The organism is Mucilaginibacter sp. P4_A11, from assembly GCF_056402535.1.
In genome coordinates, this window is sequence record NZ_JBFUHE010000016.1 from 78,209 (window position 1) to 103,170 (window position 24,962).

At 43.6% G+C, this 24,962-nt stretch carries 17 protein-coding genes; 7 read left to right on the forward strand and 10 right to left on the reverse strand.

Features of this window, described 5'->3' with window-relative positions; all coding sequences use genetic code 11:
• Window positions 1-36: 36 nt before the first annotated feature.
• The 6 genes from AC1DUD_RS25245 to AC1DUD_RS25270 all read right to left on the reverse strand — a co-directional run bounded on the left by AC1DUD_RS25245 (window position 37) and on the right by AC1DUD_RS25270 (window position 12,676).
• Window positions 37-1,122 carry a DNA topoisomerase IB gene (locus AC1DUD_RS25245; RefSeq protein WP_477379626.1) on the reverse strand — a complete coding sequence of 362 codons (1,086 nt, stop codon included), beginning with the start codon at window positions 1,120-1,122 and terminating at the stop codon, window positions 37-39.
• Between the two features lie 234 nt (window positions 1,123-1,356).
• Window positions 1,357-3,633: a GH92 family glycosyl hydrolase gene (locus tag AC1DUD_RS25250; protein WP_477379628.1), complete on the reverse strand. Its 2,277-nt coding sequence runs from the start codon at window positions 3,631-3,633 to the stop codon at window positions 1,357-1,359.
• A 67-nt stretch (window positions 3,634-3,700) separates the two neighbouring features.
• Window positions 3,701-5,818 carry an alpha-L-fucosidase gene (locus AC1DUD_RS25255; RefSeq protein ID WP_477379630.1) on the reverse strand — a complete coding sequence of 706 codons (2,118 nt, stop codon included), beginning with the start codon at window positions 5,816-5,818 and terminating at the stop codon, window positions 3,701-3,703.
• 9 nt (window positions 5,819-5,827) lie between these two features.
• Window positions 5,828-8,122, reverse strand: coding sequence for a family 20 glycosylhydrolase (locus tag AC1DUD_RS25260; protein ID WP_477379632.1), 2,295 nt, complete (start codon window positions 8,120-8,122; stop codon window positions 5,828-5,830).
• A 13-nt stretch (window positions 8,123-8,135) separates the two neighbouring features.
• A complete protein-coding gene (locus tag AC1DUD_RS25265) occupies window positions 8,136-10,808 on the reverse strand; it encodes a glycoside hydrolase family 2 protein (protein WP_477379634.1) in 2,673 nt (890 codons plus the stop codon).
• 428 nt (window positions 10,809-11,236) lie between these two features.
• The gene (locus AC1DUD_RS25270; protein ID WP_477379637.1) at window positions 11,237-12,676 is read right to left on the reverse strand and encodes an alpha-L-fucosidase; all 1,440 of its coding nucleotides are present in this window, start codon (window positions 12,674-12,676) and stop codon (window positions 11,237-11,239) included.
• 182 nt (window positions 12,677-12,858) lie between these two features.
• Here AC1DUD_RS25270 and AC1DUD_RS25275 point away from each other — a divergent pair, with 182 nt between their 5' ends.
• The 4 genes from AC1DUD_RS25275 (at window position 12,859) to AC1DUD_RS25290 (ending at window position 20,356) form a co-directional block, all read left to right on the forward strand.
• Complete coding sequence (locus AC1DUD_RS25275) at window positions 12,859-13,503, forward strand: RNA polymerase sigma-70 factor (protein WP_477379639.1); 645 nt, start codon at window positions 12,859-12,861, stop codon at window positions 13,501-13,503.
• Window positions 13,504-13,553: 50 nt separating this feature from the next.
• Window positions 13,554-14,654 carry a FecR family protein gene (locus tag AC1DUD_RS25280; protein ID WP_477379641.1) on the forward strand — a complete coding sequence of 367 codons (1,101 nt, stop codon included), beginning with the start codon at window positions 13,554-13,556 and terminating at the stop codon, window positions 14,652-14,654.
• A 188-nt stretch (window positions 14,655-14,842) separates the two neighbouring features.
• A complete protein-coding gene (locus tag AC1DUD_RS25285; RefSeq protein ID WP_477379643.1) occupies window positions 14,843-18,163 on the forward strand; it encodes a SusC/RagA family TonB-linked outer membrane protein in 3,321 nt (1,106 codons plus the stop codon).
• A gap of 15 nt (window positions 18,164-18,178) precedes the next feature.
• Window positions 18,179-20,356 (forward strand): glycoside hydrolase family 3 N-terminal domain-containing protein, encoded by a 2,178-nt coding sequence (locus AC1DUD_RS25290; RefSeq protein WP_477379645.1) that lies wholly within the window; start codon window positions 18,179-18,181, stop codon window positions 20,354-20,356.
• A gap of 162 nt (window positions 20,357-20,518) precedes the next feature.
• On the opposite strand, the gene AC1DUD_RS25295 is transcribed toward AC1DUD_RS25290, so the two are convergent.
• Complete coding sequence (locus AC1DUD_RS25295) at window positions 20,519-21,760, reverse strand: RNA polymerase sigma factor (RefSeq protein ID WP_477379647.1); 1,242 nt, start codon at window positions 21,758-21,760, stop codon at window positions 20,519-20,521.
• Between the two features lie 40 nt (window positions 21,761-21,800).
• Complete coding sequence (locus AC1DUD_RS25300; RefSeq protein ID WP_330859252.1) at window positions 21,801-22,151, reverse strand: YciI family protein; 351 nt, start codon at window positions 22,149-22,151, stop codon at window positions 21,801-21,803.
• Between the two features lie 216 nt (window positions 22,152-22,367).
• Here AC1DUD_RS25300 and AC1DUD_RS25305 point away from each other — a divergent pair, with 216 nt between their 5' ends.
• Together AC1DUD_RS25305 and AC1DUD_RS25310 are read left to right on the forward strand one after the other, a co-directional pair.
• Complete coding sequence (locus AC1DUD_RS25305; RefSeq protein WP_477379650.1) at window positions 22,368-23,354, forward strand: aldo/keto reductase; 987 nt, start codon at window positions 22,368-22,370, stop codon at window positions 23,352-23,354.
• Window positions 23,355-23,432: 78 nt separating this feature from the next.
• The gene (locus AC1DUD_RS25310; RefSeq protein ID WP_477379652.1) at window positions 23,433-23,786 is read left to right on the forward strand and encodes a TfoX/Sxy family protein; all 354 of its coding nucleotides are present in this window, start codon (window positions 23,433-23,435) and stop codon (window positions 23,784-23,786) included.
• A 186-nt stretch (window positions 23,787-23,972) separates the two neighbouring features.
• Here AC1DUD_RS25310 and AC1DUD_RS25315 read toward each other — a convergent pair whose 3' ends face one another.
• Window positions 23,973-24,398 (reverse strand): GNAT family N-acetyltransferase, encoded by a 426-nt coding sequence (locus AC1DUD_RS25315; protein WP_477379654.1) that lies wholly within the window; start codon window positions 24,396-24,398, stop codon window positions 23,973-23,975.
• On the reverse strand, window positions 24,355-24,873 hold the full coding sequence (locus AC1DUD_RS25320; protein ID WP_477379656.1) for a low affinity iron permease family protein: 519 nt from the start codon (window positions 24,871-24,873) through the stop codon (window positions 24,355-24,357). The genes AC1DUD_RS25315 and AC1DUD_RS25320 overlap by 44 nt, the downstream gene beginning before the upstream one ends.
• On the opposite strand from AC1DUD_RS25320, the gene AC1DUD_RS25325 reads away from it, so the two are divergent.
• Window positions 24,812-24,961 carry a lipoprotein gene (locus AC1DUD_RS25325; RefSeq protein WP_477379658.1) on the forward strand — a complete coding sequence of 50 codons (150 nt, stop codon included), beginning with the start codon at window positions 24,812-24,814 and terminating at the stop codon, window positions 24,959-24,961. The two genes, AC1DUD_RS25320 and AC1DUD_RS25325, sit on opposite strands and share 62 nt — an antisense overlap.
• Window position 24,962 lies beyond the last annotated feature (1 nt).

Consider the following 24,962-nt stretch of genomic DNA (forward strand, 5'->3'; position numbering starts at 1 on the left):
ACCACTCTCTTAAGCAACCATAAACACAATCAACTGTCAACTGGCCTCGGCCAGTTTTTCCGTTTCCAGCAGGTTGAGTAAAGCTTTCTCTGCAATATTAAGTTCGGCGGCTTTTACATCTTCGCGTTCATCAAGCCCGCTGATATATTTAAAAATGGTTCCTTCCTCATAACTTTTAATAACCGATGGGTGCACGTAGTACTTCTTACAAACAGTACGCGTGTTCCCCAGGTTAATAGCTACCTCATCCAAAACACTTACTATCTTCTTTTTACACTCTGTAACGCTGCCAAACTCTCCGGCCTCTTTAAACGCATATAGCGCACTTACGCTGCCAGCCCAGGTACGGAAATCCTTGGCCGTAAAATCTTCACCGGTAATTTCATGCAGGTAACTATTGATATCCCCCGAGCCTACGCTGCATTTGGTACCATCTTCATTATAATATTGAAAAAGCTCCTTCCCGGGAATATCCCTGCATTGCTTCACCAGCCGGGCCAGCTTGCGGCTTTGTAACTGCACTTTATGAAAAACACCCTTTTTACCCTTAAACTCAAACCTAAGATTTGAGCCTTCAACCTTCACATGTCTGTTTTGCAACGTGGTTAAACCAAATGAACCATAAAGCTTTTTGTACGATTCATTCCCTACCCTGATACTGGTGAGTTCCATTAGCCGTACTACCAGCGCAACCACCTTTTCATGATCGAGATTACGCCTCGCCAGATCTTTATCCACCTGCTCGCGAATGGCAGGCAGGTGCGCCGCAAAGGTTTGCATCCTGTGATATTTGGATTGGTTCCGGATCTGGTTCCAATGGGCATGGTACCGGTATTGCTTGCGCCCGGCAACATCCGTACCTGTAAATTGCAGATGCCCGTTGTCGTAGGGCGAGATCCAAACATTGGTATACGCCGGCGGGATCACCAGTTTATTGAACCTTGTAATCAGATCTTTATCTTTTACCAAAGCGCCGTCCGCATCATAATAGCTCCAACCTTTACCCGATTTTTTGCGGGTATAACCCGGAGATGAGTCGGACACATAGCGCAGGCCAACCGCTTTTGCGGTAATCTTGGGGTCGCGGCCAATTTTTTCGAGCTTTTTGAGGAGACGGTTCATGGGAAGATAACATGCGGAGAGGAGATTAAGTTTTAATTAGGGATTTATAGTATGAAGATATTTCACTCCCCTGTCATTTCGACGAATGAAGCGTAGGCTAAAAGAAAGGGCGAGGAGAAATCTTCTATGCGCGACTTAGCAGTTTGCAAATCACGCGTAGAAGATTTCTCCTCGCCCCAAGGATCTCCCTACCCACTGTTCGTCGAAATGACAGGAAGGAATATGTATTTCTTTTTACTTTAGCACCGAAACCGCTTTATTAGCCTCCCCAACACCCCAAACGGTTCCAGGCTTATCGCCCATGGTAATAACTAATTCGCCGCCTGCCATCACATCGGTATGTTTAATATAAGTTTTGGTGTAATCAGCGCCATTAAGGGTCATAGCTTGGATATACTTGTTTTTAGGTCCATTATTTTTAACCACTACATGGAATTTCTTATTACCCTGTAATTGCAATGTAGCCTCATTAACTACCGGGCTACCGAATACATACAGACCGTTAGCCGGGTTAACCGGGTAAAAACCAACAGCTGATAACACATACCAGGCCGACATCTGCCCTACGTCTTCATTACCAATAATGCCATCCGGTTTATCGGTATAAAAATCATCCAGGATAAACCTCACCTTTTCAGCTGTTTTCCATGGTTTGCCTGAGTAGGCGTAATAGTAGCTCATCGGGTGGCTTGGCTCATTGCCATGAGCGTACTGGCCAATTAAACCTGATACATCAGGCGATTTAAATTTACCCATATCGCCCTGGGCGATAAACAATGAATCCAATTTTGTATTGAACTTATCAACCCCACCCAGCATATTGATCAGGCCTTCCACATCCTGCGGAACAAGGAAAGTGTATTGCCAACCGTTGCCTTCGGTAAAGTCACCTGTTTCATGGATAGAAATGAACGGGCTATAAGGTGTACGCCATGCATCCTGCGATAAACGGCCACGCATAAAGCCAGATTTCGCGTCATAATAGTTTTTGTAGTAGGCACCACGTTTGCTGAAATAAGCATAATCCTCAGCCTTGCCCATTTTTTTAGCTACCTGCGCCAGGCTCCAGTCGTCAATGGCATATTCAAGGCCCATTGATACTGATTCGCGACTGCTGTCTGCCGGGATATAGCCGTATCTTTTAACGTATTTGATCCCGCGCTCATCGCCCATGGCGGTGGTTTTCATAGCCTCGTAGGCTAAATTAGCGTCAAAACCTTTGTAACCTTTTAACAAAGCATCGGCAACAACAGGTACCGCGCTGTAACCCACCATGCAATTGGTTTCATTGGCCATTAAATGCCAAACCGGTAAGCTGCCCTGCTGCTGGTAAATAGCCAGCATAGAGTTGATCATATCGTTCACATGCTCGGGGTGGATGATAGTTGACAGCGGGTTATTTGACCTGTAGGTATCCCATAATGAAAACGTGGTTACGTTGTTAAAACCTTCGTTCTTGTGTACTTTTTTATCGGTTCCCCAGTATTCGCCGTTAACATCATTAAAGATAGATGGCGCTATCATAGTATGATAAAAGGCCGTATAAAACTTCTTCATCTGTGATAATGAATCTGCCTTGATAGTGATCTTTTGCAACTGTTTATTCCAGGCTGCGTCTGCATCAGTAACTACTTTATTGAAATCCCAGCCCGGTATTTCAGCTTTGATATTAAGCATGGCATTCTCAGCGCTTACCGGCGAAATCCCCACTTTAGCATAAACAACCTCACCTTTGGTGGTAGCAAAGCTGATAACACCTTTCACTTTTACGCCTTTAAGCTCAGTACCTTTTACATTAGCCGTGCTATCGTAAACCGCAAACGTCTTAATAGGCTTTGAAAATACAGCGGTAAAATAAATCCGCTGATCATCTGCCCAGCCTTTTGAAAAACGATAGCCGCAAATGGTATTCTTATCCACCTGTTTAATGTAGGTATCCATTGGCCTGTCCCAGCCTATCCCCTCCTGCAAATCGATGAGGATATGTGCATCTTTCGTTGCAGGGAAAGTATATTTATGCATCCCAACACGGGTACTGGCGGTAAGCTCAACGCCGATATTGTATTTTTTAAGCTTTACCTTGTAGTAGCCGGGTTTTACAACCTCATCCTTATGGCTGAATAGCGATACATAGCCGCTTTTAAGGTTTTTATTGCTGCCTTTGTACACGTTGATAGGTCCTGTTGTTGGCATAAAGGAGATATCGCCCAAATCGCCGATACCTGTACCGCTTAAATGCGTATGCTGAAAGCCGATGATGGTTGAATCAGAAATATGATAGCCCGAGCACCAGTCCCAGCCTTCAGAAATATTTGTTGGGCCCAACTGCACTGCCCCAAATGGCACACTTGCGCCAACAAAAACGTGCCCGTGAAAACCGGTGCCGATGTACGGGTCGACATATTGTGTTAAACCGCCGGCCTTTTTCATAGGCTGCGATTGATGCCTTTGTGCCTGGGAACTTAAATTAACCAGGGCCAGCAAGCCGGCCAAAACGAGTTGTTTTTTCATTCTTTATTTAAATGACGTATTGAGGTTTATATTGCCTGCAAAGTAAACCTCAATACTTAATAGATTATTAATATACGCTTAATTCGGCCACGGTAATTCCATTACCTGCAATTACATGTGCGGCTTCAAATTTAAAATACCTTGCCGTGATAGCCTCCTTTAAAACAACAGGCTGTTCAATAGGGTTCGATTTAATATTGGCAAACTCGCCCGAAGCTACCTTTTCCCAGGTTTTGCCATCTTTGCTAACGTAAAACACATAGCTGTCCACTATACCGTCGGCCTGTTTGTCCTGCCTTGGTAAATAGCCGAATGCTTTTATCTTTTGCTCTTTACCCAGATCAACACTGATCTGCTGCGGGAATTGCGCATCTTCTTTTTTCAGCGTACTGTAAAGGCTGCCTGTATTTTCGTCGAAAGCGTTTTCTGTTTTTCCCCAGCCATCGTTAGCAGCAGTAGCATCCAGTACCTTCCAATCGGTTTTAGCGTAGCCGAAAGAAACATAAGCACTTTCGCTTTGCTGATCTTTACCCTCAAAACTGCGGGCTTTAACCACTCCGCCTTCATTCATCGTAAATGGCTTGCTGTAAACAGGTGAGCTCAGCGTTGGTTCATGTCCGTCAAGCGTATAGTGGATAGCACTTACAGGGGCTTCGGTGGTGATGCTTACTTCGCCCTTTTTGTTGCGTGAGATTTTTGGCGCTGTTAAATGAACAGGTTCTTTATAGATGCCGAAATCGCTCAAAGCAATAGCCACCGGCGATGCGGTGATCCTCAACCTTAGTTTGCTTGCAGTTATATTTTGTGTTAAACGGATCAGCCTGTTGCCTCCAATACTGGTAGCCTCCCCGATCTGCTCCCATTTACCATCTACATAAGCATCCACAACAACAGCTTCAATACGCTGCCCAAGCTTGATATTTTCGCGCAGGCGGATCACATTGAATGTTTTTGGCGAATGCAGATCGATGGTTAAAGTTGGCGTGGTTACCTTATCATCAGTAGCCCAATAGCTGTAACGACTATCATCCAGTAAAAACTGCGGACCGAATTTGGCTTTGTTACCACCACGTACATTACTTGCAGTTAAGGTTGCACCTTTCGCCAAATTAACCGCGAAGGTTTGTTTCAGCAGGTTACCAAACTCAGTTAATGATTTAACATCTATCTCGTTAACAATACCACGCGGATCGGGCGATAAACCCAAATCGAGCGCTGCGCCGCGACCTACACTTTTGTAGTAAAGATCGAGCAAGGTGTAAGGCGATTTTACGCCTTCATCCTGTGCTTTATGATAAAACCATCCGGGACGCAGCGACACATCGCATTCCGCAGGCATCCAGTATTTACCGTTACGGGTACCTTCAGTGCCTTCGTAATCTTTTACATAACCATTAGCAGGGATCTTGCCTTCGTCCGGTGCATGAGGGGTATAGGTAGCCCAGCAAGTTTCGCCTGCATGACCTTCCTCATTGCCTACCCAACGCACATCGGGGCCAACATCGCCAAATAATACCGCATTGGGTTGCAGCTTACGGGTAATGGCCCAGGTAGTATCCCAACCATAATAAGTAGAGCGGTCAATTTTCCTTACTTCGTGTTTGCCGCCATAATAGCCATCGCCACCGTTGGCGCCATCATGCCATGAAATAAACAGCGGGCCATAGTTGGTGTATAATTCTTTCAGCTGTTCGCGATAGATCTTTACATATTCGGCGGTGCCGTAGTTTGGATTGTTCCTGTCCCATGGCGAGCAGTAAAGGCCCAGTTTCATGCCTAACTTATCGCAAGCTTCACGATATTCTTTCAGCATATCACCTTTACCGTTTTTGTAAGGACTTTTGCTGATATTATGTTCAGTAGTTTTGGTAGGCCAGATACAAAAACCATCGTGGTGTTTAGCAACCACTACAACACCTTTAAAGCCACCGGCCTTTGCCGCAGCTACGATCTGCAGTGCGCTGAATTGTGATGGGTTAAAGATCTTGGGGTCTTCGTCGCCGTAGCCCCATTCCTTGTTGGTATACGTATCAACACCATAGTGGATAATGCAATACATACCCGTCTCCTGCCAGTTAAGCTGCCCCTGCGTGGGCAATACACCATATGGTTTAGGAGCAGTTTGACTAAAGCCATTTAAGCCGGCGGTTAATAACAATAAGGCAATGCCTGTAAATTTTTTCATAATTGGTTATTAGTTTTTAAACCATGACGACGGCACATCCTGCGGGGCCGAGCCATTAACACTATATTTCAGCAACAACTTAAAGCCGCCGCCACCTTCAATAAAATCAAGCTTAAACGGATGCGCACCCATTTTTAGTGCAACTTGTCCGCTGCGTTCCTGGGCCGAATGGTTGCCATCGTTATTTACAACAACTTTATCGCCAATGTACAGCACACCGCCGTCATCGCAGGTTAGGTAAAAGCTGTAAATACCATCGGTTGGCACATCTATGTAACCCTTGTAAGTGATACCAAATGATGGGGCTTTTACTGTTGCTGGCACTTCAATTTTATCGGTTGTAAATGTGCTGTCAACTTTTGCATCCTTCATCAAAGCGGTTTGTTTAAAAAACGCTTTGTAGTAAGTGGCATTCAACCCAGGTTTTGGCGGGGCAATTTTTACCGGGCCAAGCATTTGCTGTTGCGTATAGTTCAGGTTGTAAACATCACCACGGGTACCGGCCGGTGTAAATGCGGCAACCCTTACCAATTCTGACTTCGTGATAGTTAACGGCGATGGCAATACCGGCGATTTAACATCCGGCAAAGTACCATCTGTAGTATAACGAATGGCAAGGCTTGGCAGTGGTGAGGTTATGCTCAGTTTGCCTTCATTTGTAAACACATACTCGTTAAGCAGGTTAGGCAGGTCGGGCAGGCGATAGTTGATCTTCAGCGCATCCATCCTTTTGTATTGCTCTGTCAAACGCTTAAGATATGAATCATATTCACCTTCCTTGTGCGTCCACAGCATTTCGGACAAAGCGGTTAAACGTGGCATGTACATGTAATCGGCACGTTTTTCGGAAGGGATCATTTCCGACCAGAGATTAGCCTGGGCGCCTATAATTGATTTTGCTTCTTCGGCGTTCAGCACTTTAGGCACAGGGTTAAAATGATAAACCTTGCTTATCGAATACTGATCAGGCTGGTTATCAAAATAAAGCGGTTCGCCCGGTGTCATGATCACAGTGTTACCGTTCTTTACAGCCTTTACCGGCGCATCAGGCACCCAGGTACGCCAGTACATAATAATAGCCGTTGGGCTGATGCCACCCTCAATTACTTCGTCCCAACCAATCAGTTTACGCCCTTTGGAGTTAAAGAATTTCTCCATGCGGTTAATGAAATAGCTATGCAATCCGGCCAAGTCTTTGATACCTTCTTTGGCCATCAGGGCTTTGCAGGCATCCGATTTCCCCCAGTTGGTACGGTCAACTTCGTCGCCGCCAATGTGAATGTATTTAGACGGGAAGATCTGCATGATCTCGCTGAATACATTCTCAGCAAATTCGAAGGTTGTTTCGTTGCAAGGGCAGATAGGTTTGGTAAACAGGTCGCCCCATTTATTTTCACCATCGCAGGTTAAAAACGGGTACGAGTTAATGGCCGCCATCATGTGCCCCGGCATATCAATTTCAGGAACAATGTCAATGTGACGTGCAGCAGCATAAGCTACAACGCCTTTCATTTCCTCCTGGGTATAAAAACCACCATACATGGTTTTACCATTTTTTTGGATGATATGCTCTTTATCGATCACAAAATCAGGATTGTCCTTGGCCTTTTTCATACAGGCCGAATCCTGGTTGTTGAAAGTGCGCCATGCACCGGCTTCAGTAAGCAGCGGATATTTTTTTATTTCGATGCGCCAGCCCTGGTCGTCAGTTAAGTGCAGGTGTAGCTTGTTCATCTTGTACAAAGCCATCCTGTCGATAAATTTTTTGAGGTAGCTTACCGAAAAGAAATGCCTCGATACATCCAGGTGCATACCGCGCCATTCATAAACCGGTGCGTCTTCAATAACCACAACAGGCAACGAAAGCTGCTTTTGCACAACGCCAGCTTCAATACCAACAGGCAATAATTGGCGGATGGTTTCTACCGCGTGGAATACACCGGCAGGGTCTTTTGCACGGATCACAACCTGCTCCTGAGTAACACTCATCCGGTAAGCTTCGGGGGTAGTTATGCTTGCATCGTAAACCAGGTTAATGGCATGCGCCTTTTTTACCTTGCTCACTTCAACGGGTTTACCTAAGCCTTTACGAAGCAGATCTTTCAGGGCATAAGCTTCCGTATTAAAAGCATTGGAGGTTACAATCCCGGTTTGTGCGTTGATGACAAACGAGCCTTCGCCGGCAGTTAACTGTGCAGGATATGGAATTAACGGAAATTTTGCCGCTGTTTCCTGGGCATCAACACTACCGACACAGGCAAGCATCAACGCCGCAGCCGACAAATATTTTGAAATACTTTTCATTCTCTTCTGTTTGTTATTTGTCGATAGATATAGTTCTTTCAGTTACGTTCCAGCCGCCAATGGTTACCGCAAGGTTTTTATCAGCACCCGGATTATGGTCGATAACCACTTTTTTGGTTTGACCCGGTAATACAGTTACATAATTATCGCTATAAAACGCCGGAAGGATCCGTTGTTTGCTCTCGGCATTAACTAATGACAGGCGGTTAAAAAATGCCAGTGCGCCGTTTCCTTCGTTAGTCAGGGTTACTTCAACCTTACCATTTTTCAGGTATTTAGCCGTGGTTCCTAAATTACCGGCAGGCATTTTTTGCAGACCAGAAAAATCACCTCTAGCATCAGGCAGCCAGTAAATATTCTCGCTGATCACTTCTTTGTCCGACTTAAGCAATTGCAGGCAAAGAAATAGGCCTTTGTCCTTAGCTTCCTTTTCAATCTCGTGTTTAAGCGACAGGTATCTTTTGGTGGTAGTCGGCGTTACATCTGCAAAAACCTGTGTTAATACCTTTTCCTTGCCATCCATATCATAGGTTTTGGCTACCAGCAGCATATTGCTATGCGTTTTAAAGGTGTTGTTGGCTACCATCACCATACCATCTGTTTGATTATACATGATGTGCAGAGGTTCACTGCCGTTGTGTAAACCGTAAAGGCAGGCGTTAGGGTCAAGATAATAATCATACATCTGGCCGCGCATGGCTGTCCATGGGTTTTGGGTTTTCCAGATAATAGTACCGGTGTACCAATCCCACATATGTGAGCTAAAGCCTTCCATAAGGCCACGGTACTGATCATAGTTTACCAGCTGAGCCTTGGTTGCAAAGTCTTCAACATTTTTTGCTTTACCGTATTTATCGATAGAGCCATCATAACCAATATATTTATGATAATCCCAAACCGGATCCATTGTTGTTTTCCCGGTTGAGGCATCATATTGAGGAAGAACCATGTTTTCGGCAGGGATAAAGCGCTTTAACGATTCATAATCGCTTACACCAACCGAACCCACTTCCGAATTGAAGGGATAAGTTTTATAATCCCAAAAAGTTGTAAGGCTTTGGATACCGTAAGGACCATCGCCATTGCCGCCCTGTACATTGCGCGACATTTCTTCGGAGTTTGAATAAGGGATAAACCAGCGGGTGTTATCCAGCTTAGGCATAATCGTATCGCGCAGGGCTGCAAAAATATCTTCAGGCGGAGTGATCTCATTGCCACCACACCAGATAGCCAGCGACGGGAAGTTACGTACCAGTTTAACCTGATCGGCAACTGATTTTAAATAAAGATCATGGTCATCAGGATATTTACGGCGGGTCCATTGATCGTCCAATTTCATCGGATCTGTCCAACGGCCATTACAATCTCCCGATCCCCACATATCCTGGAAAACCAGCATCCCGTATTTATCGCAAGCCTCATAAAACTCTGGGCGCTCAATCAGCGCACCACCCCAAACACGGATCAGATTCAGGTTCATATCACGGTGAAAACGAACTTCGGCATCATAACGGGCATCTGTAAAGCGGAGCATCTGATCGGATATGATCCAGTTACCACCTTTAATAAATATCTTTTGCCCATTCACATTAACCTGGCGGCTTTCGGTTTTGCTATTCCATTCGGTAGTGATCTGGCGTACACCAACTTCAATATTTTTTTGGTCGGATACTTTACCACCAGTTACAAACTGCAAATTAAGCTTATACAAATTTTGCGGACCGTAGCCACTTGGCCACCAAAGCTTAGGATTTTTAAGGCTGTAATCGGCCAGTTTAACTTCCTGTTTTGAATTTGCTTTCAGTGTAACAGGCTGAGATACCAGCTTACCATCTAAATTATATTGTAAAGTACCGCTAACAGCAGCGCTTGTAGCATTTTCAAGCTCGGCTGATACCTGTACAATAGCAGGTTGCTGTGCGCCTTCCGGCTGGCGAACACCTGGTACCAGCGTAACCACATGCGGGTCTTTAATGACAACAGCACCTGTATGTTCAATGGTCACCTTATCCCAGATACCGGTGTTACGGTCGCGGATAGGCTGGATCCAGTCCCAACCGGCGGTGTATTGAATCCCTACGCCACGGGCAATGGTACCATCGCCGCCCTGACCACCGTTGGGGTTACCAACAACATCGGGAGGATAAACAACTACCGCCAAACGGTTATTGCCGTTTTTGCTCAACCATTTGGTAATGTTATAGCTCTGACGCAAAAACATGCCTTTATGTAGCTTACTGTTTAGTTTGTGCCCATTCAGGAAAACATCACAACTGTAGTTTACACCACGAAAGTTAAGGTATGTTTGGTTGCTGCCTGTTGGTGCAGTTTCTTTAAAATCCTTAGCAAACCAGTAGGTATAATAATCACGGCCTACTTTGTAAATATCAGGGATCTTTTCATTGTTCATCCCATAAAAAGGGTCAGGCACTTGTTTATTAGCCACCTGGGTTGTAAGCACAGTGCCGGGAACAACCGCAGGGTTCCAGGCAGCCAAATCATAATTTGGTTGGGATATAGTTGTGCCGTTATCCTTAACACTATTCATTGAGGTGCATTTCCAGCCACTGTTAAGCTCATAACCGGTTTGCGCCTCCGCGTTCTGGTAAACGCCTGAAGCAATGATTGATAACACTAATGAAAATTTAAACAATGCAGATCTGCCTGCAAAACGGGTTGTTGTCATTTATTTGGATTGGATGAATGATCAAAATTAAAAACTGCCAAATCAATTTAGCTGTAAAAACTTGGCTATTTTGTGTGGTATTTTGTCTGTTAAAACGTCCGTCATTGCGAGGGACGAAGCAATCGCGAACTATACGGGGCGGACCTGGTACTCGAGAATTGCCTCGTGCCTTATTATGACGTAATTATAAGTCATTGATTATTAAATACATTTAATTGATTAATTACAAACATGGGCGTTGCCTGCGGCCCGTGCTATCCGCTCATACTGCACAGGCATTAGCCACAAGGCCGGTATCCGCTCCTATCACTAACGCGCCCCCGCACAGCATCGCTAAAATATATTTTACACGTCATCACGATTTTTCCAGAATTTCCCTGATAGGTATTCGCAACGACATTTATAATCAAAGTATCTAAATAACTTATTTAATATACTATTTTAAAACCTGCCGCTTCATTAAGGCCGCTTGCCTGTTGCAGCTTTGCAGGGATGCTGATATCAATACCATCAGCCACCTGTTTCCATTTAAGGCTTTGTGTGCTGCCAAGCAGGGTAACTTTTTTTACCTTTTTGATATCCTTTAGTTTTACAGATACTGTAGCAGGCAAAACTACTTTCTCCTGATCGCTCAGAGCAAAGGCATAGATCGTATTGCTGTTTTTAGCTTTTGTATAGTATATATTACCTGTTGAATACGGCGCAACGGACTGACTTGCGTAAATCCCTTCGCCGTTGATCTTCATCCAACGGCTGATGCCTTGCAAACGTTCGTAAGCTACAGGATCCCAATCGCCGTCAGGGCCGGGGCCGATGTTCATCAACAGGTTACCGCCGCGCGATACGATCTTCACTAATAACTGTACAATTTGCTGTACCGATTTATAATGATCGCCGGGAACGTAGCTCCATGAGTTACCCATGGTTATGCAGCTTTCCCAGGGATGATCAAGCGGCACTTCGGGCACTTCCTGCTCGGGTGTGGTGTAATTTTCATATTTGCCAGCCACGGTGCGGTCAACCACAATAAGTCCCGGTTGTTTTTGGCGGCCCATGGCAGCTATTTTTGGCATATCAATATCCTGGTCAAACTTTATCCCACGCTGCCAGTCGATAGTTGTATCAACGCTGCTTTTAGGACGTACCCATCCCCCATCAAGCCATAAAATATCAACTTTACCGTAATCGCTCATTAGTTCGCCTATCTGGTTATAGGTAAAATCTTTAAATTTTTGCCAGCGTTCCGGGTATTTTTTAGGATCGTAGTTTACATTACGGTCTTTTGGCGGAAAATAAGGCCACCAGTAATTTTCGGTATGCCAGTCGGGCTTGGAGAAATAAGCCCCTATCATAAAGTTATCTTTCCTGAAAGCGTCGAAGATCTCCTTAGTTACGTTACTTCTTGGATTGGTTGAAAAAGGCGTTTTGCTGCTTGTGATCTTATAATCGGTTTCTTTAGTATCAAACATGCAAAAACCATCATGGTGCTTAGTAGTGAAGATCACGTATTTCATACCGGCATCCTTGGCGGCCTTCACCCATTTTTCGGGATTGAATTTGGTTGGATTAAAAGTGGTTTGCAAATTTTCGTACGCCGCTTTATATCCATTATAAGTAGCTCCATACGGACCGCGGCGTTGTGTCCAGCCTTCATCCTCAGGGCAAATGCTCCAGCTTTCAACTACGCCCCACTGACTATACGTACCCCAATGCATAAACAAACCGAACTTAAGATCCTGCCAGTTTGCAATTTTTTGCTCAACCGCCGGGTCGCCGGCAGGAACATACTGCTTTGACATATTGTGTTGTTGAGCAACCACTGCAAAGCATCCAAAAACCAAAAGAAATACCGTAAATAATCGTTTCATCAAGCTTTTATTTTATAAATTACTGACAATATTATATGGTGTATTGCCTACACACTTTTTAAAATTTTTTAAAAAACATCGCAACTTACATCATAAAATTTTATTTTTCGGTTTTAATATGTTATTATTGTTACACCATTATTAAGTTTTAAATTTAGTTGATTAATTAAAAATCTTCGGTTTTGAGAGACAGAAAAGTTGATACGCTAAAATTATGGAAACTCATTTGCAACAATGACGATGAGAACGCCTTTGAGCTCYTTTTCCATGTCCTTAACAACTCGCTAATTAAATTTTGCGTGTTGTACGTGCATCAGCGGGAGATTGCCGAAGAAATAGTTTCGGACGTGTTTGTAAAGTGTTGGCTTAACCGTAAAAACCTCACCGAAATTCAAAACCCCGAAACCTATTTATTTGTAGCGGTAAAAAACCAATCGCTAAACCACATCAAAAAATACTCCACCATTCACCTCGTACAAATTGATGAAACCAATTCGGTTGAATTTGTAAATACTTATAACCCGCAAAAGGAAATAGAAAACAAAGAACTTATCTTCCGGATGGACCAGGCGATAGCTGGTTTGCCGCAACAATGCCGTATTGTTTTCAGGCTGATAAAAGAAGATGGAATGAAGTATAAAGAGGTAGCCGAAATCCTTAATATTTCGCCCCGTACGGTACAAACCCAGCTTTTCAGAGCAATCAAGAAACTTAGTGTCGTTTTAACACAATATAATAAACATAACGAAAATACGCCTAAAACCAATGTAATCAACATTTTAGGATCTATAATTGTGATTTTTCAATTATTTTTTTTACACTTGTAGGTAATTAACCTAAATAAGTTGTCCTATCATAAAAAGGATGCAATTTTACGATGGGCAATGATAAATTTATAGAGCTGGCAGGCAAAAAACTGTCAAACGAGATCAGCTCTGATGAAAATAACGAACTTCTGCATTGCTTAGCTAATGACGCTTCTCTTCGTGAACAATACGAAGCCCTTTCTGCTTATTGGAAACATAACGATGCAGCATATGCAGATAATGCGCTTGCCTTTCAAAAAATAAAATCAAAAATTAAGGCCCAGGAGGTTACCGAACCTGCAACAACCATAGCAACTACTACTAAAAAGGGCTCTATATATTACCTTTGGCGCGCTGCGGCGGCAGTTGCCTTAATAGCAGGGTGTTCTTATCTTTTTTATACAAAGATGGTTGCTTCGGGTCACGAAATGGCAAATGCATCACCCAGCGCCTGGCAAAATAAAAATACTTTCGTCCGGGAAAAATCAACCATCACTTTATCTGACGGTACGCGTATTACCCTTAATTCAAAAAGTTCATTAAAGTACCCCACAAACTTCACAGGCAAAACCCGCGAAGTTTTTTTAAGCGGCGAAGCGTTTTTTGATGTACACAAAGACCATGAACATCCGTTTATTATCCATACTGAAAAAATGAACATTAAGGTACTGGGTACTGCTTTTAATGTTAGATCGTATCCAAATGATCCATCGAGCGAAACTACCCTGATCAGGGGCGCTATTGAAGTTACACTTGACGATCGCCCTTCGGATAGGATAATTTTAAAGCCAAGTGAAAAGCTCATTGTAAAAAAGGGGTCATTCACTACAGTTCGTAAAAAAGAAACGAAGCTTACTCCGGCTACCGACAGTGGTGCGGGTACGCAGTATGTTTTAACCAGCTTTACCCGCCTTCACCAGGACGACAATGCTGTTTTAGAAACTTCATGGACGCAGAATAAGCTCATTTTCAGAGATGAAAGCTTTACCGATCTTGCGGCCCGCATGGAACGCTGGTATGGTGTTGAGATCAAATTTAAAAATGATGAAATGAAAAAGTACCGTTTCACCGGCACTTATGAAAAGGAAACCATTAACCAGGCACTTGATGCGTTACGCATTACTGAGGATTTTCATTATAAAATTAAAAACTCCATCATTTACATTTACTAATCATCTACTACAGTAATACGCCAAAACGTACCGTCTTTTCTCAATTCCTCCGGATATTATTTGCAATATTTATAATTGTTACACATCAATCCGTTCATTTTGCACTATTACCTGTGCTAATTATAAAATTTATGTAAATTTAGGCATCCCCAATGGATGTTGGCGACAGGTTTAGGTTATCGGTATAAATGAAAATACGGTTTACGTTAATATTACTCTTCAATTTACTGGCTATATTAACTGTATATTCCCAAACCCGTGTCACTATTAATTTAAAATCAGCCGATTTTAAAAAGGTAATATCAACCATCGAACATCAAAGCATTTATCATTTTGTTTACAGTGAAAGGAAAATTCCCGCGTTAAACAAAGTTGACATAAACGTTGATAACGAAGATGTTAAAAGCGTTTTGGATAAAATTTTAGCCAACTCAGGTTTTGCTTATACCGAGCTTGCCAATCACCTGATAGTAATTGCCCCGGTTGATGAAATAGTTAATGTAGTTAAAGTAACAGGTGTTGTTGTTGATGAAAATGGGGCACCACTTGTCGGCGCTACGGTTAGGGTGCGAGGTTCAACCATGGGTGCCTCTACCGATTTGCAAGGTGCCTTTTCATTTGAAGCCCCTGATCAATCAACACTGATAATCAGCTTTATAGGATACGTTACCAGAGATGTAAAATTATCAGGCACAATTCCACTTAAAATTACACTTACCACAAGCAATATTTTAAGCGAGGTTGTGGTAACCGCTCTTGGCATAAAAAAAGAAGAGAGAAAAGTTGGATATTCGGTAACAACCATCGGCGGCGATGTACTTGACAAAGCCAAAGAATCAAACGTGGCTTACTCATTGGAAGGCCGCGTAGCCGGTTTAAGTATCAGCGGTGTTAATGGCGGGCCCGCGTCATCAGCACGGATCCTGCTGAGGGGGGTTACCAGCTTTGGTGCAAGCGCTCCGCTTTTTATTATTAACGGCGTTCCCATTGATAACACTCAGCGCGGGGCGGCCAATGAGTGGGGCGGCGCCGATTTTGGCGATGGCATAAGCAATATCAATCCCGATGATGTTGAAAGTATGACCGTATTGAAAGGCCAGGCAGCATCGGCTTTATATGGGGCAAGAGCTGCTAACGGTGTTATTTTGATCACTACTAAAACCAGTAAAAAAAACTCAGGGTTTGGCGTTGAGTTTAATACCAACTACCAAACAGATAAAGCTATCAACACCTTTGATTACCAAACAGTTTACGGACAAGGTTTGTATGGCATACGACCGGCAAGCGTGAATAACGCTATAACATCTGGTAATTTTGGCTGGGGCGAAAAACTGGATGGCAAACCAACTATCCAGTTTGACGGCAAATACTACCCCTACTCGGCAGTTACCGATAATATTGATATGTTTTACCGTCGCGGGTATACATATACCAATACCGTAGCTTTTAATGGCGGTAATGAAACGGGGGCTTTCCGCCTGTCTGTTTCCGATCTCAGAAACGGCTCCATCATCCGCAACAGCGGACTTAATCGCAAAACGGTAAACCTAACTGCGACACAGGGAATTACCAATAAATTCAATGTTAGCGTTATTGCTAATTATATAGACGAGTCATCAAATCTTAAACCCAATCTGAGCGATGGCCCCCTTAACCCCAATAACATTCAATACCTTGCTGCCAACGAAAACCAGGCAGCCCTGGTGCCGGGCTATGATTCAAATGGCGACGAACTACGATGGACAGGAGATACATTCGTGACCAATCCTTATTTTGCTGTAAATAAATTTGTTAATAATATAAGCCGCAACCGTCTCATATCGGCCATAACCGCACGCTACAATATTAAAGATTGGCTGTATGCCCAGGCACGTTTAGGCGATGATGTGCTATACGATAAACGATTAACGATTACCCCTACCGGCACGGCCTATTCGCCCGGAGGAGCTGGTTCGATGGATGAACAATCATCTACAGTACGTTCTGAATTAAATGCCGACCTGTTGATAGGTGCTAAACACGATATTATAAAAAAAATGCTCAGCTTTGACTTATCTGCAGGGGCCAATCTTCGTAAAAACAGCTATGAATATACGCGTCTTTTCGGAGGCCCGTTTATCGTACCCGATTTTTATAGCTATACCAATTTGTCTACCAAAAACAGCAGCTATGATTATAAAAGTTCCGAAACCCATTCAACTTATTATTCGGTTGATTTTTCGTTAAAGGACTTTTTGACATTAACCACCACCGGCCGCTATGATACTTATTCAACCCTCCCAGTTGAAAACCGTAGCATTTTTACGCCATCAGTATCAGCAAGTATCCTGTTTTCAGATCTTGTACACGTACCCGGACTTGATTTTGGAAAACTCCGCTTATCATATGCCCAAACCAGCGGTGAACCTACCGATGTATATATCACATCGCAATATTACACCATTAATAATCCTGTAAATGGTGTACCTTCTGGTGGTTTTAACGACAGCTTACCAAATCTTTTCCTGAAACCGTACACACTTACAGAAACTGAGATTGGTACCGATCTGAAATTTTTGAACGGACGGTTGGGTATTGATGTGGCATACTTCCATCGTAAAACCAGGAATGAGATTATTAAGGGTGATCTTGACCTGGCAACGGGCTTTGCCCGGCGGTTTATACCAACAGGCTCAACCCAAAATAACGGCATTGAAGTTTCGCTAAACGGCACACCTTTTAAAACTCCCAATTTTAACTGGTCGCCATCGTTTAACTTCACTTACGTACAAAATAAGATCCTCCAAACAGATGGTACTGCTGAATCGGCTAACATAAGTTTTGGCACTTACCGCCCGCTTAATGCAGCCACAGCATTGGTTAAAGGCTTACCAGGCCCGCAAATTATGGCCAATGAATACCTCCGTAACGATAAAGGCCAGATCATTTTTGATGGTAACGGATTACCCCAGGCTGGTCCGCGGGTACCGATGGGCAGCGCAGTACCAAACATTTACGGCGGGTTCAATAACAATTTCACTTATAAAAATTTCAATCTGTCGTTTTTGATTGATTACAGGTTTGGGAACAAAATACTTTCGGCCACAAATTACAACAGCATTTACAGGGGCTTTAATAAGCTTACCCTGCCGGGGAGGGAAACCGGTGTTATTGGTGATGGTGTAAATGCCAATGGTGATAAAAACACGGTTGTTGTGCCCGCGCAAACCTATTACCAGGCGCTTGCCCAAAGTGTTTCGGCATTGAATGTTTTAGATGGCCGCTTCATTAAATTGCGACAGCTTACTTTTGGATATACATTTTCAAAGGGCTTCTTAAATAAAACGCCATTTGAGGGCATAACCTTTTCATTAGTAGGCCGAAACCTTTGGACGATCATGAAAAGATCAGATAATATCGACCCTGAATCGGGCTTTTCTCCGGATATAAAATATGCCGGAATTGAGGGGGCAAGCCTTCCGCCAACGCATACTTACGGAATAAATGTTAACTTTAAACTCAAAAAATAAATAAATAAATACAAGATGGCTTCCACCATAAAACACAAACTCCTATGCTGTTTAGTAGCGCTTGCGGCGTTACTAAAATTTTCTACCGCAAATGCGCAGGTTTCTTTTTACAAAGACGCTTCGCAATCGATTGATTTACGTGTAAAAGACCTTTTATCGAAATTAACTCTTGAAGAAAAAATCTCCCTGTTAGGCTACCGTAGTCAGGCTGTGCCCCGTTTGGGCATTCCGGCCTATAACTGGTGGAACGAAGCTTTACACGGCGTAGCCCGTGCCGGCGAGGCAACCATATTCCCGCAGGCCATTGGCATGTCGGCTACCTTTAATGAAGACCTTTTAAAGCAGGTATCAACTGCCATATCAACCGAAGCACGTGCAAAATATAACCTGGCTATTGCGCAGGACAGGCATCTGCAATACATGGGACTCACCTTCTGGACACCCAACATCAACATCTTCCGTGATCCACGCTGGGGCCGCGGACAGGAAACTTACGGCGAAGACCCTTTCCTAACCGGTCGCATGGGCTCCGCCTTTGTTAAAGGCTTACAGGGCGATGATCCTAAATACCTGAAAGCATCAGCTACAGCAAAACACTTTGCTGTACACAGCGGTCCGGAAGCCACCCGCGATAAATTTGACGCAAAAGTTGATGAAAAAGACCTGCGCGAAACTTACCTGTATGCTTTTCACGAGTTAGTTAAAAACCACGTTGAATCGGTAATGAGCGCATACAACCGTGTTAACGGCGTACCAAATTCTATCAATAAAGTGCTGCTTACCGATATCCTGCGGAAAGAATGGGGTTTTAACGGCCATGTTGTTACCGATTGTGGTGCGTTGGATGATGTTTACCTTACCCACAAAACACTGCCAACCGCAGTTGAAGTAGCTGCAGCCGCTATCAAAGCCGGCGTTGACCTGGATTGCTCATCTATTTTGCAAAACGATGGCATCAAAGCAATTAAACAGGGCCTGCTTACTGAAAAAGATGTTGACCAGGCCCTGAGTGCCATTTTACGTACCGAATTTAAGCTGGGCTTTTATGATGATCCGGCAGCTAACCCATATCATGGTTACGGCGCCGATAGTGTTCATAATGATCAGCATTTAGTATTAGCCCGTAAAGTAGCACAGCAAAGCATGGTATTATTGAAGAACAACAATAATGTTTTGCCATTCAAAAAAAGCAGCTACTCAAGCATTATGGTGGTTGGACCAAACGCTGCTTCACTTGATGCTATGATAGCCAACTATCATGGCACCAGCAGCAAGGTGATCAACTTTGTTGAAGGCATTACCGGCGCGGTTGACAAAGCTACCCGCGTAGAATATGACCTGGGCTGTGATTATAAAGATACCACCCACTTGGGTGGGACCTGGGCAGCCGGTAACGCCGATGCTACCATTGCGGTGATAGGTCTCTCCCCTGTTTTAGAGGGTGAAGCAGGTGATGCTTTCCTATCTGAGAGCGGCGGCGACAAAAAGAACTTGAGCCTGCCTGCCAGCGAAATTGCATTTATGAAAGAGCTACGCAAAAGCGTAAAAAACAAACCACTTGTAGCCGTAATTACTGCGGGCAGCGATGTTGATGTATCGGCCATTGAGCCTTATGCCGATGCCATTATATTTGCCTGGTATCCTGGCGAACAAGGTGGTAACGCATTGGCTGATATCATCTTTGGCGATGTTTCGCCGTCAGGTCACCTGCCGCTTACTTTTTATAAAGATATGAGCGATTTGCCCGACTACAGCGATTATAATATGAAAGGCCGTACTTACCGCTATTACACTGGCCCCGTACAGTATCCTTTTGGTTTTGGTTTAAGTTATACAACGTTTAACTACACCCTTGGCAGCAAATTGAAAACTACTTATAAAAAAGCTGATACCGTTGCTGTGACTGTAAATGTTAAAAATACCGGCAAGTTTAATGGCGATGAGGTGGTGCAGGCTTATATCAAGTATCCCAACATCGACAGAATGCCGGTTAAAGAGTTAAAAAGCTTTAAACGCGTCAGCCTGGAGCAGGATAAAGAAGGTTCAGTTACCTTAAAGATCCCTGTTCAGGATCTGCAAAAATGGGATCTGGCCACTCATAAATGGAAACTTTATCCTGGTAGCTACAAGCTGGTATTGGGCAGCAGCTCACAAGATGAAAAGCTGACTGCTGATTTTAAGGTAGTTAATTAAGAAGCTGTTCGAAAGCGTCTTTAAAGAAAAAAGCGTCATTGCGAGGCACGAAGCAATCACCTATTAGCAGGTCCGCCCTGTACAGTTTGGGATTGCTTCGTGCCTCGCAATGACGTTTTTTATTTAACGCCTGATGAATAGAATATAAATCCAAGGCTTCGGCTACTTATGCTCATTTGATAACAAGCCGTTCAGATCCTTCCATATCCTGCTTTTATCTGCCGGGGTCTTTGCCTGTTTTAAGGCGGTTTGCAAATGTGACACCGCTTTTTCATTATCGACATCAGTGTACAAATAACCTAATAATACGTGGTACAGGTGATTACTATCCAGCTTTAATTTCTCGGCTTCAATAATGGCGTTCTCCTTCCCTCTTACCTTTGCTAAGGAGTAAGCCCGGTTCAATGCCGCTGCCGGTGAGTAAGCGGTAATAAGCAACCTGTTATATAGCATTAATATATTTTCCCATTTTTCGGCAGTATCTGTTTTAACCGTATGCCAATAAGCAATGGCGGCTTCAATATGGTATTTACCGGCTTCGTTCCCTTTAGATGCAACGTTGAGATAATGCTTTCCTTTTGCTATCAGCTCATCATTCCAAAGCATTCTGTCCTGATCATCATAGCGGATCATTTCGCCATTGTCATCTATCCGAGCATCAAAGCGCGAGGCATGAAAACACATCAACGATAATAAAGCGTTTACTTCGGGCAGGTTGGTTTGCTTATTTTCAATCAGGAGATAGTTGAGCCGCATAGCCTCTAAACACAAGTCTTTACGTAACGTGGTACTCTGGCAACTGGAATAATAACCTTCATTAAATAACAGGTACAGAGTTTTCAATACAATGCCCAACCGGTTAACAATATAGACCGGCTCCGGAAAAACGATCTTTACTTTTTGTTCCCGCAGCTTCTCCTTAGCCCTAAACAAGCGTTTATTAATGGTTTCTTTGTTCGATAAAAAGGCTTCCGCAATTTCCTCGATCCCAAAACCGCAGAGGATCCTTAACGCAAGGCCAATCTGCGCCTCGACCGGGAGTACCGGATTACAAATGGCAAACATCATTTGTAACTGGCTGTCATTGATGTTTTGGTCGGAAAGGTCGATCTCAACTTCGTAATTATCCTCGGCAACAAATCCTTCAGTTATCTTTTGGTTAAACCTTGTGCCGCGCCGTACATAATCGGTTGCTTTGTTGCGGGCCACGGTATATAGCCATGCTTTAGGATTATCCGGCAATCCTTTGATCCCCCATGTTTCGGCAGCTGTGAGGAAAGTATCGCTGGCGATGTCTTCGGCGGCTTCTATATGTTCAAAACCGAAATAATGACATAGTACCGCTATTATCTTTTGATATTCGGAGCGGAACAAATGTGGTAAAAGCTGATCTTGCTGCATCATAAAGCAAGCAGCCTCCCGCGTATGGGAGGCTGCAAATAATTTATACTTCCATAGGTATGATGGGGCGTACCTCAACGCTGCCCCCTACCGATAATATCGGACAGCCTTTTGATAGCTCGGTTGCTTCCTCCAGCGATGACGCTTTGATAATACTGTAACCACCTATGGCTTCTTTAACTTCAACATAAGGGCCATCTGTTACCACATTGTCCGGTTTTATCACGCTGCCATTGGTATCAAGCCTGTTGCCAACAGCAACAAGCTTGTTTTGTGCGGCAATACCGCCAATCCATTCGCGCCAGTAATTCATCATGGTTTGCATTTGCTCTGGCGACCGCTGTGCCGCGCTGGCTTCTACATCTCTTCTGAAGATCAATAAGAACTCGTTCATGTTTTTTTGAATTTAATGGTTAAAAACCAAAAGACGATCAGGTTTGCTTGAATTGGACAAGCGTGCGATTTTTTTTCAAATTACTCAGAAAAACTTAATCGGCATAACAAATATTTTACCGCCGGCAGTGCATAACCTTACATAATATTTATAAATGGAGGTTGATATGCTTTTGTTATTTCACGTACTTTGATATAATAACAACACTACCAAACTATGAAATACAGGAAATTAGGAAACACTGAAGTTGAACTTTCGGCCATTGGGTTGGGCTGTATGGGTATGAACCATGCCTACGGCCAGCCGGATGATGATGAATCAATAGCAACCCTCGAAAAATCGATAGAAATAGGTATTAACTTTTGGGATACTGCCGATGTTTATGCCAATGGCCGTAATGAAGAACTGATATCAAAAGTTTTGGCACCTAATCGTGATAAGATCTTCATCGCTACCAAATTTGGTTTCCGGGCCGGTACCGATGGCAGGTTAACCGAATTTGACGGCTCTCCTGCTTATATCAAAACAGCAGTTGAAAAAAGTCTTAAACGCTTAAAAACAGATGTGATCGATCTGTACTATGCCCACCGTATAGATCCGAACGTACCCGTTGAAGATATGGTTGGCGCTATGGCCGATTTGGTAAAAGAAGGTAAGGTAAAATACCTTGGTTTGTCTGAGGCTTCTGCCAACTCTGTTCGCCGCGCACATGCAGTACATCCTATCAGCGCTTTGCAAAGCGAATATTCATTATTAACCCGCGATGTTGAGGCTGAAATATTACCTGTTTGCAAAGAGCTCGGGATTTCATTTGTGCCGTTTAGTCCGCTGGTGCGCGGTTTGGTGACCAATGCATTGGATGTAACTAAACTGGCCGATAATGATTTCAGGAAAAGCCTTCCCCGTTACCAGGATGCTAATGCCGAAAACAATATGGGCCTGGCTCATGAATTTGCACAGCTTGCCGCTCAAAAACATTGTACACCAGCTCAATTAGCACTTTCATGGGTTTTGGCCCAGGGCGATAATATTATCCCCATCCCCGGAACAAAAAGAAGAAAATACCTGCTGGATAACGCAGGCTCGGTTGATGTGGAACTAACAGCGACTGACCTACAGGACATTGAAACTGTTTTAGCCAAATACCCCAACACCGGCGACAGGTACAATGAGGCTAATTATAAATTCGTTGATAAAAACTAACAATAATTACATCACGCAAAGGCGCCGTAGTCAATTAAACTTTGCGGCTTAGCGCCTTTGCGTGAAATAATATACGCTATGGCTTACAATGAAAAGATGGCCGATCGCATCCGTGAGGCATTAATGAATCTGCCCGTAGTGGAAGAAAAGAAAATGTTTCAGGGAGTTTGTTTTATGGTCGATGACAAGCTTTGCGTTTGCGTACGTAACAACGATATTTTATGTCGTATAGGCGAACAGCAAGCACAGCTTGAACTTGAAAAAGGCAATTGCAATCAGATGCTAAGCGGTGAGCGGGTGATGAAAGGCTATGTATATGTTGAGGACTTCAATCTGCAAACCAGCAAAGATTTAAACTACTGGATTAACCTGTGCCTTGAATTTAACCCGCTGGCCGAGGCTTCTAAAAAGAGGAAAAGTAAAAAACAGTAGCCGTGCCTATAATATTTGCCTCCTTTGATTCAAATAAAAGAAAATGTCATTTCGAAACGAGGAACGAGTGAGAAATCTTGTACGCCATGCTCAGCGAATTATACAGAGCGGCTTACATGGTGTAGAAGATTTCTCCTCTCCTCCAACGCGCATACCTCAACCGGGCTCGTCGAAATGACAATGTTTTTACTTCTTCACCATTCTATAATGCTTGATGCCCGCCTCTTCAAATTCCGGCCCTGATGCTTCAAAACCTAATTTTGCATAAAAAGGAACAGCCTGAGTTTGTGAGTTAAGGTAGATATAATCAGCATCAACCGGCAAATCGGCTAACACAGCTTTCACCAGCTCTCCTCCTATGCCAAACCCTCTGAAAGCTTTCAATACAGCAAAGCGCTCAAGTTTGTAGCCATTCTCGGTTTTGCGCCAGCGGCAGGCACCAGCGGGTTCGCCATTAACAGTAGCTAGAAAATGATGTGAAACATCTTCGTGTTCATATTCCAGTTCTGGGGGACAACTCTGCTCAACAACAAATACTTCACGCCTTATGGCATGTACAACATCAAGATCAGTTTGTTCCGTTGCTTTTTTTACTATGGTTTTTGCGGGCATTAAGGTAATGCGGTTTTGTGTTAAAATTATTAAGCTTAGTAGTATGGTTTTCCCTTGCAGCATCTATTGAGTGCGTACAGGTAATATCATCTTCCTGTTCGGCAAGCTCAGACAGTTCTACGTAAAATTTGTGCAACTGATCAAGCTCCTTTTCGGTAATATCCTCAATATCAACCATGCGGTTACTCGCCCCCTGGTGCGATGCAAGCAGCTCATTCAGTTTCAAATGTATAGCTTTTGAATCTTTATTTTGCGATTTTTGGATCAAAAAAACCATCAGGAAGGTTACTATCGTAGTACCCGTATTGATAACCAGCTGCCAGGTATCCGAATAATGAAATAAAGGCCCGGTGATGCCCCAAACAATAATAACGCCAAACGCCGTGATAAATGCGCCTGAACTGCCGGTAGCTATGGTAGCCCAGTTGGCAAAGCGCTCAAATAAATTCTTCTTCTTTTTGTTAATTTTAACCATGGTAGCAGGTTGTATTTTTTGTGTATGGTTGCCCGCTGCCTATAAACAACAAAGCGCCTGTACAACAAATGTACAGGCGCTTTGTTAGT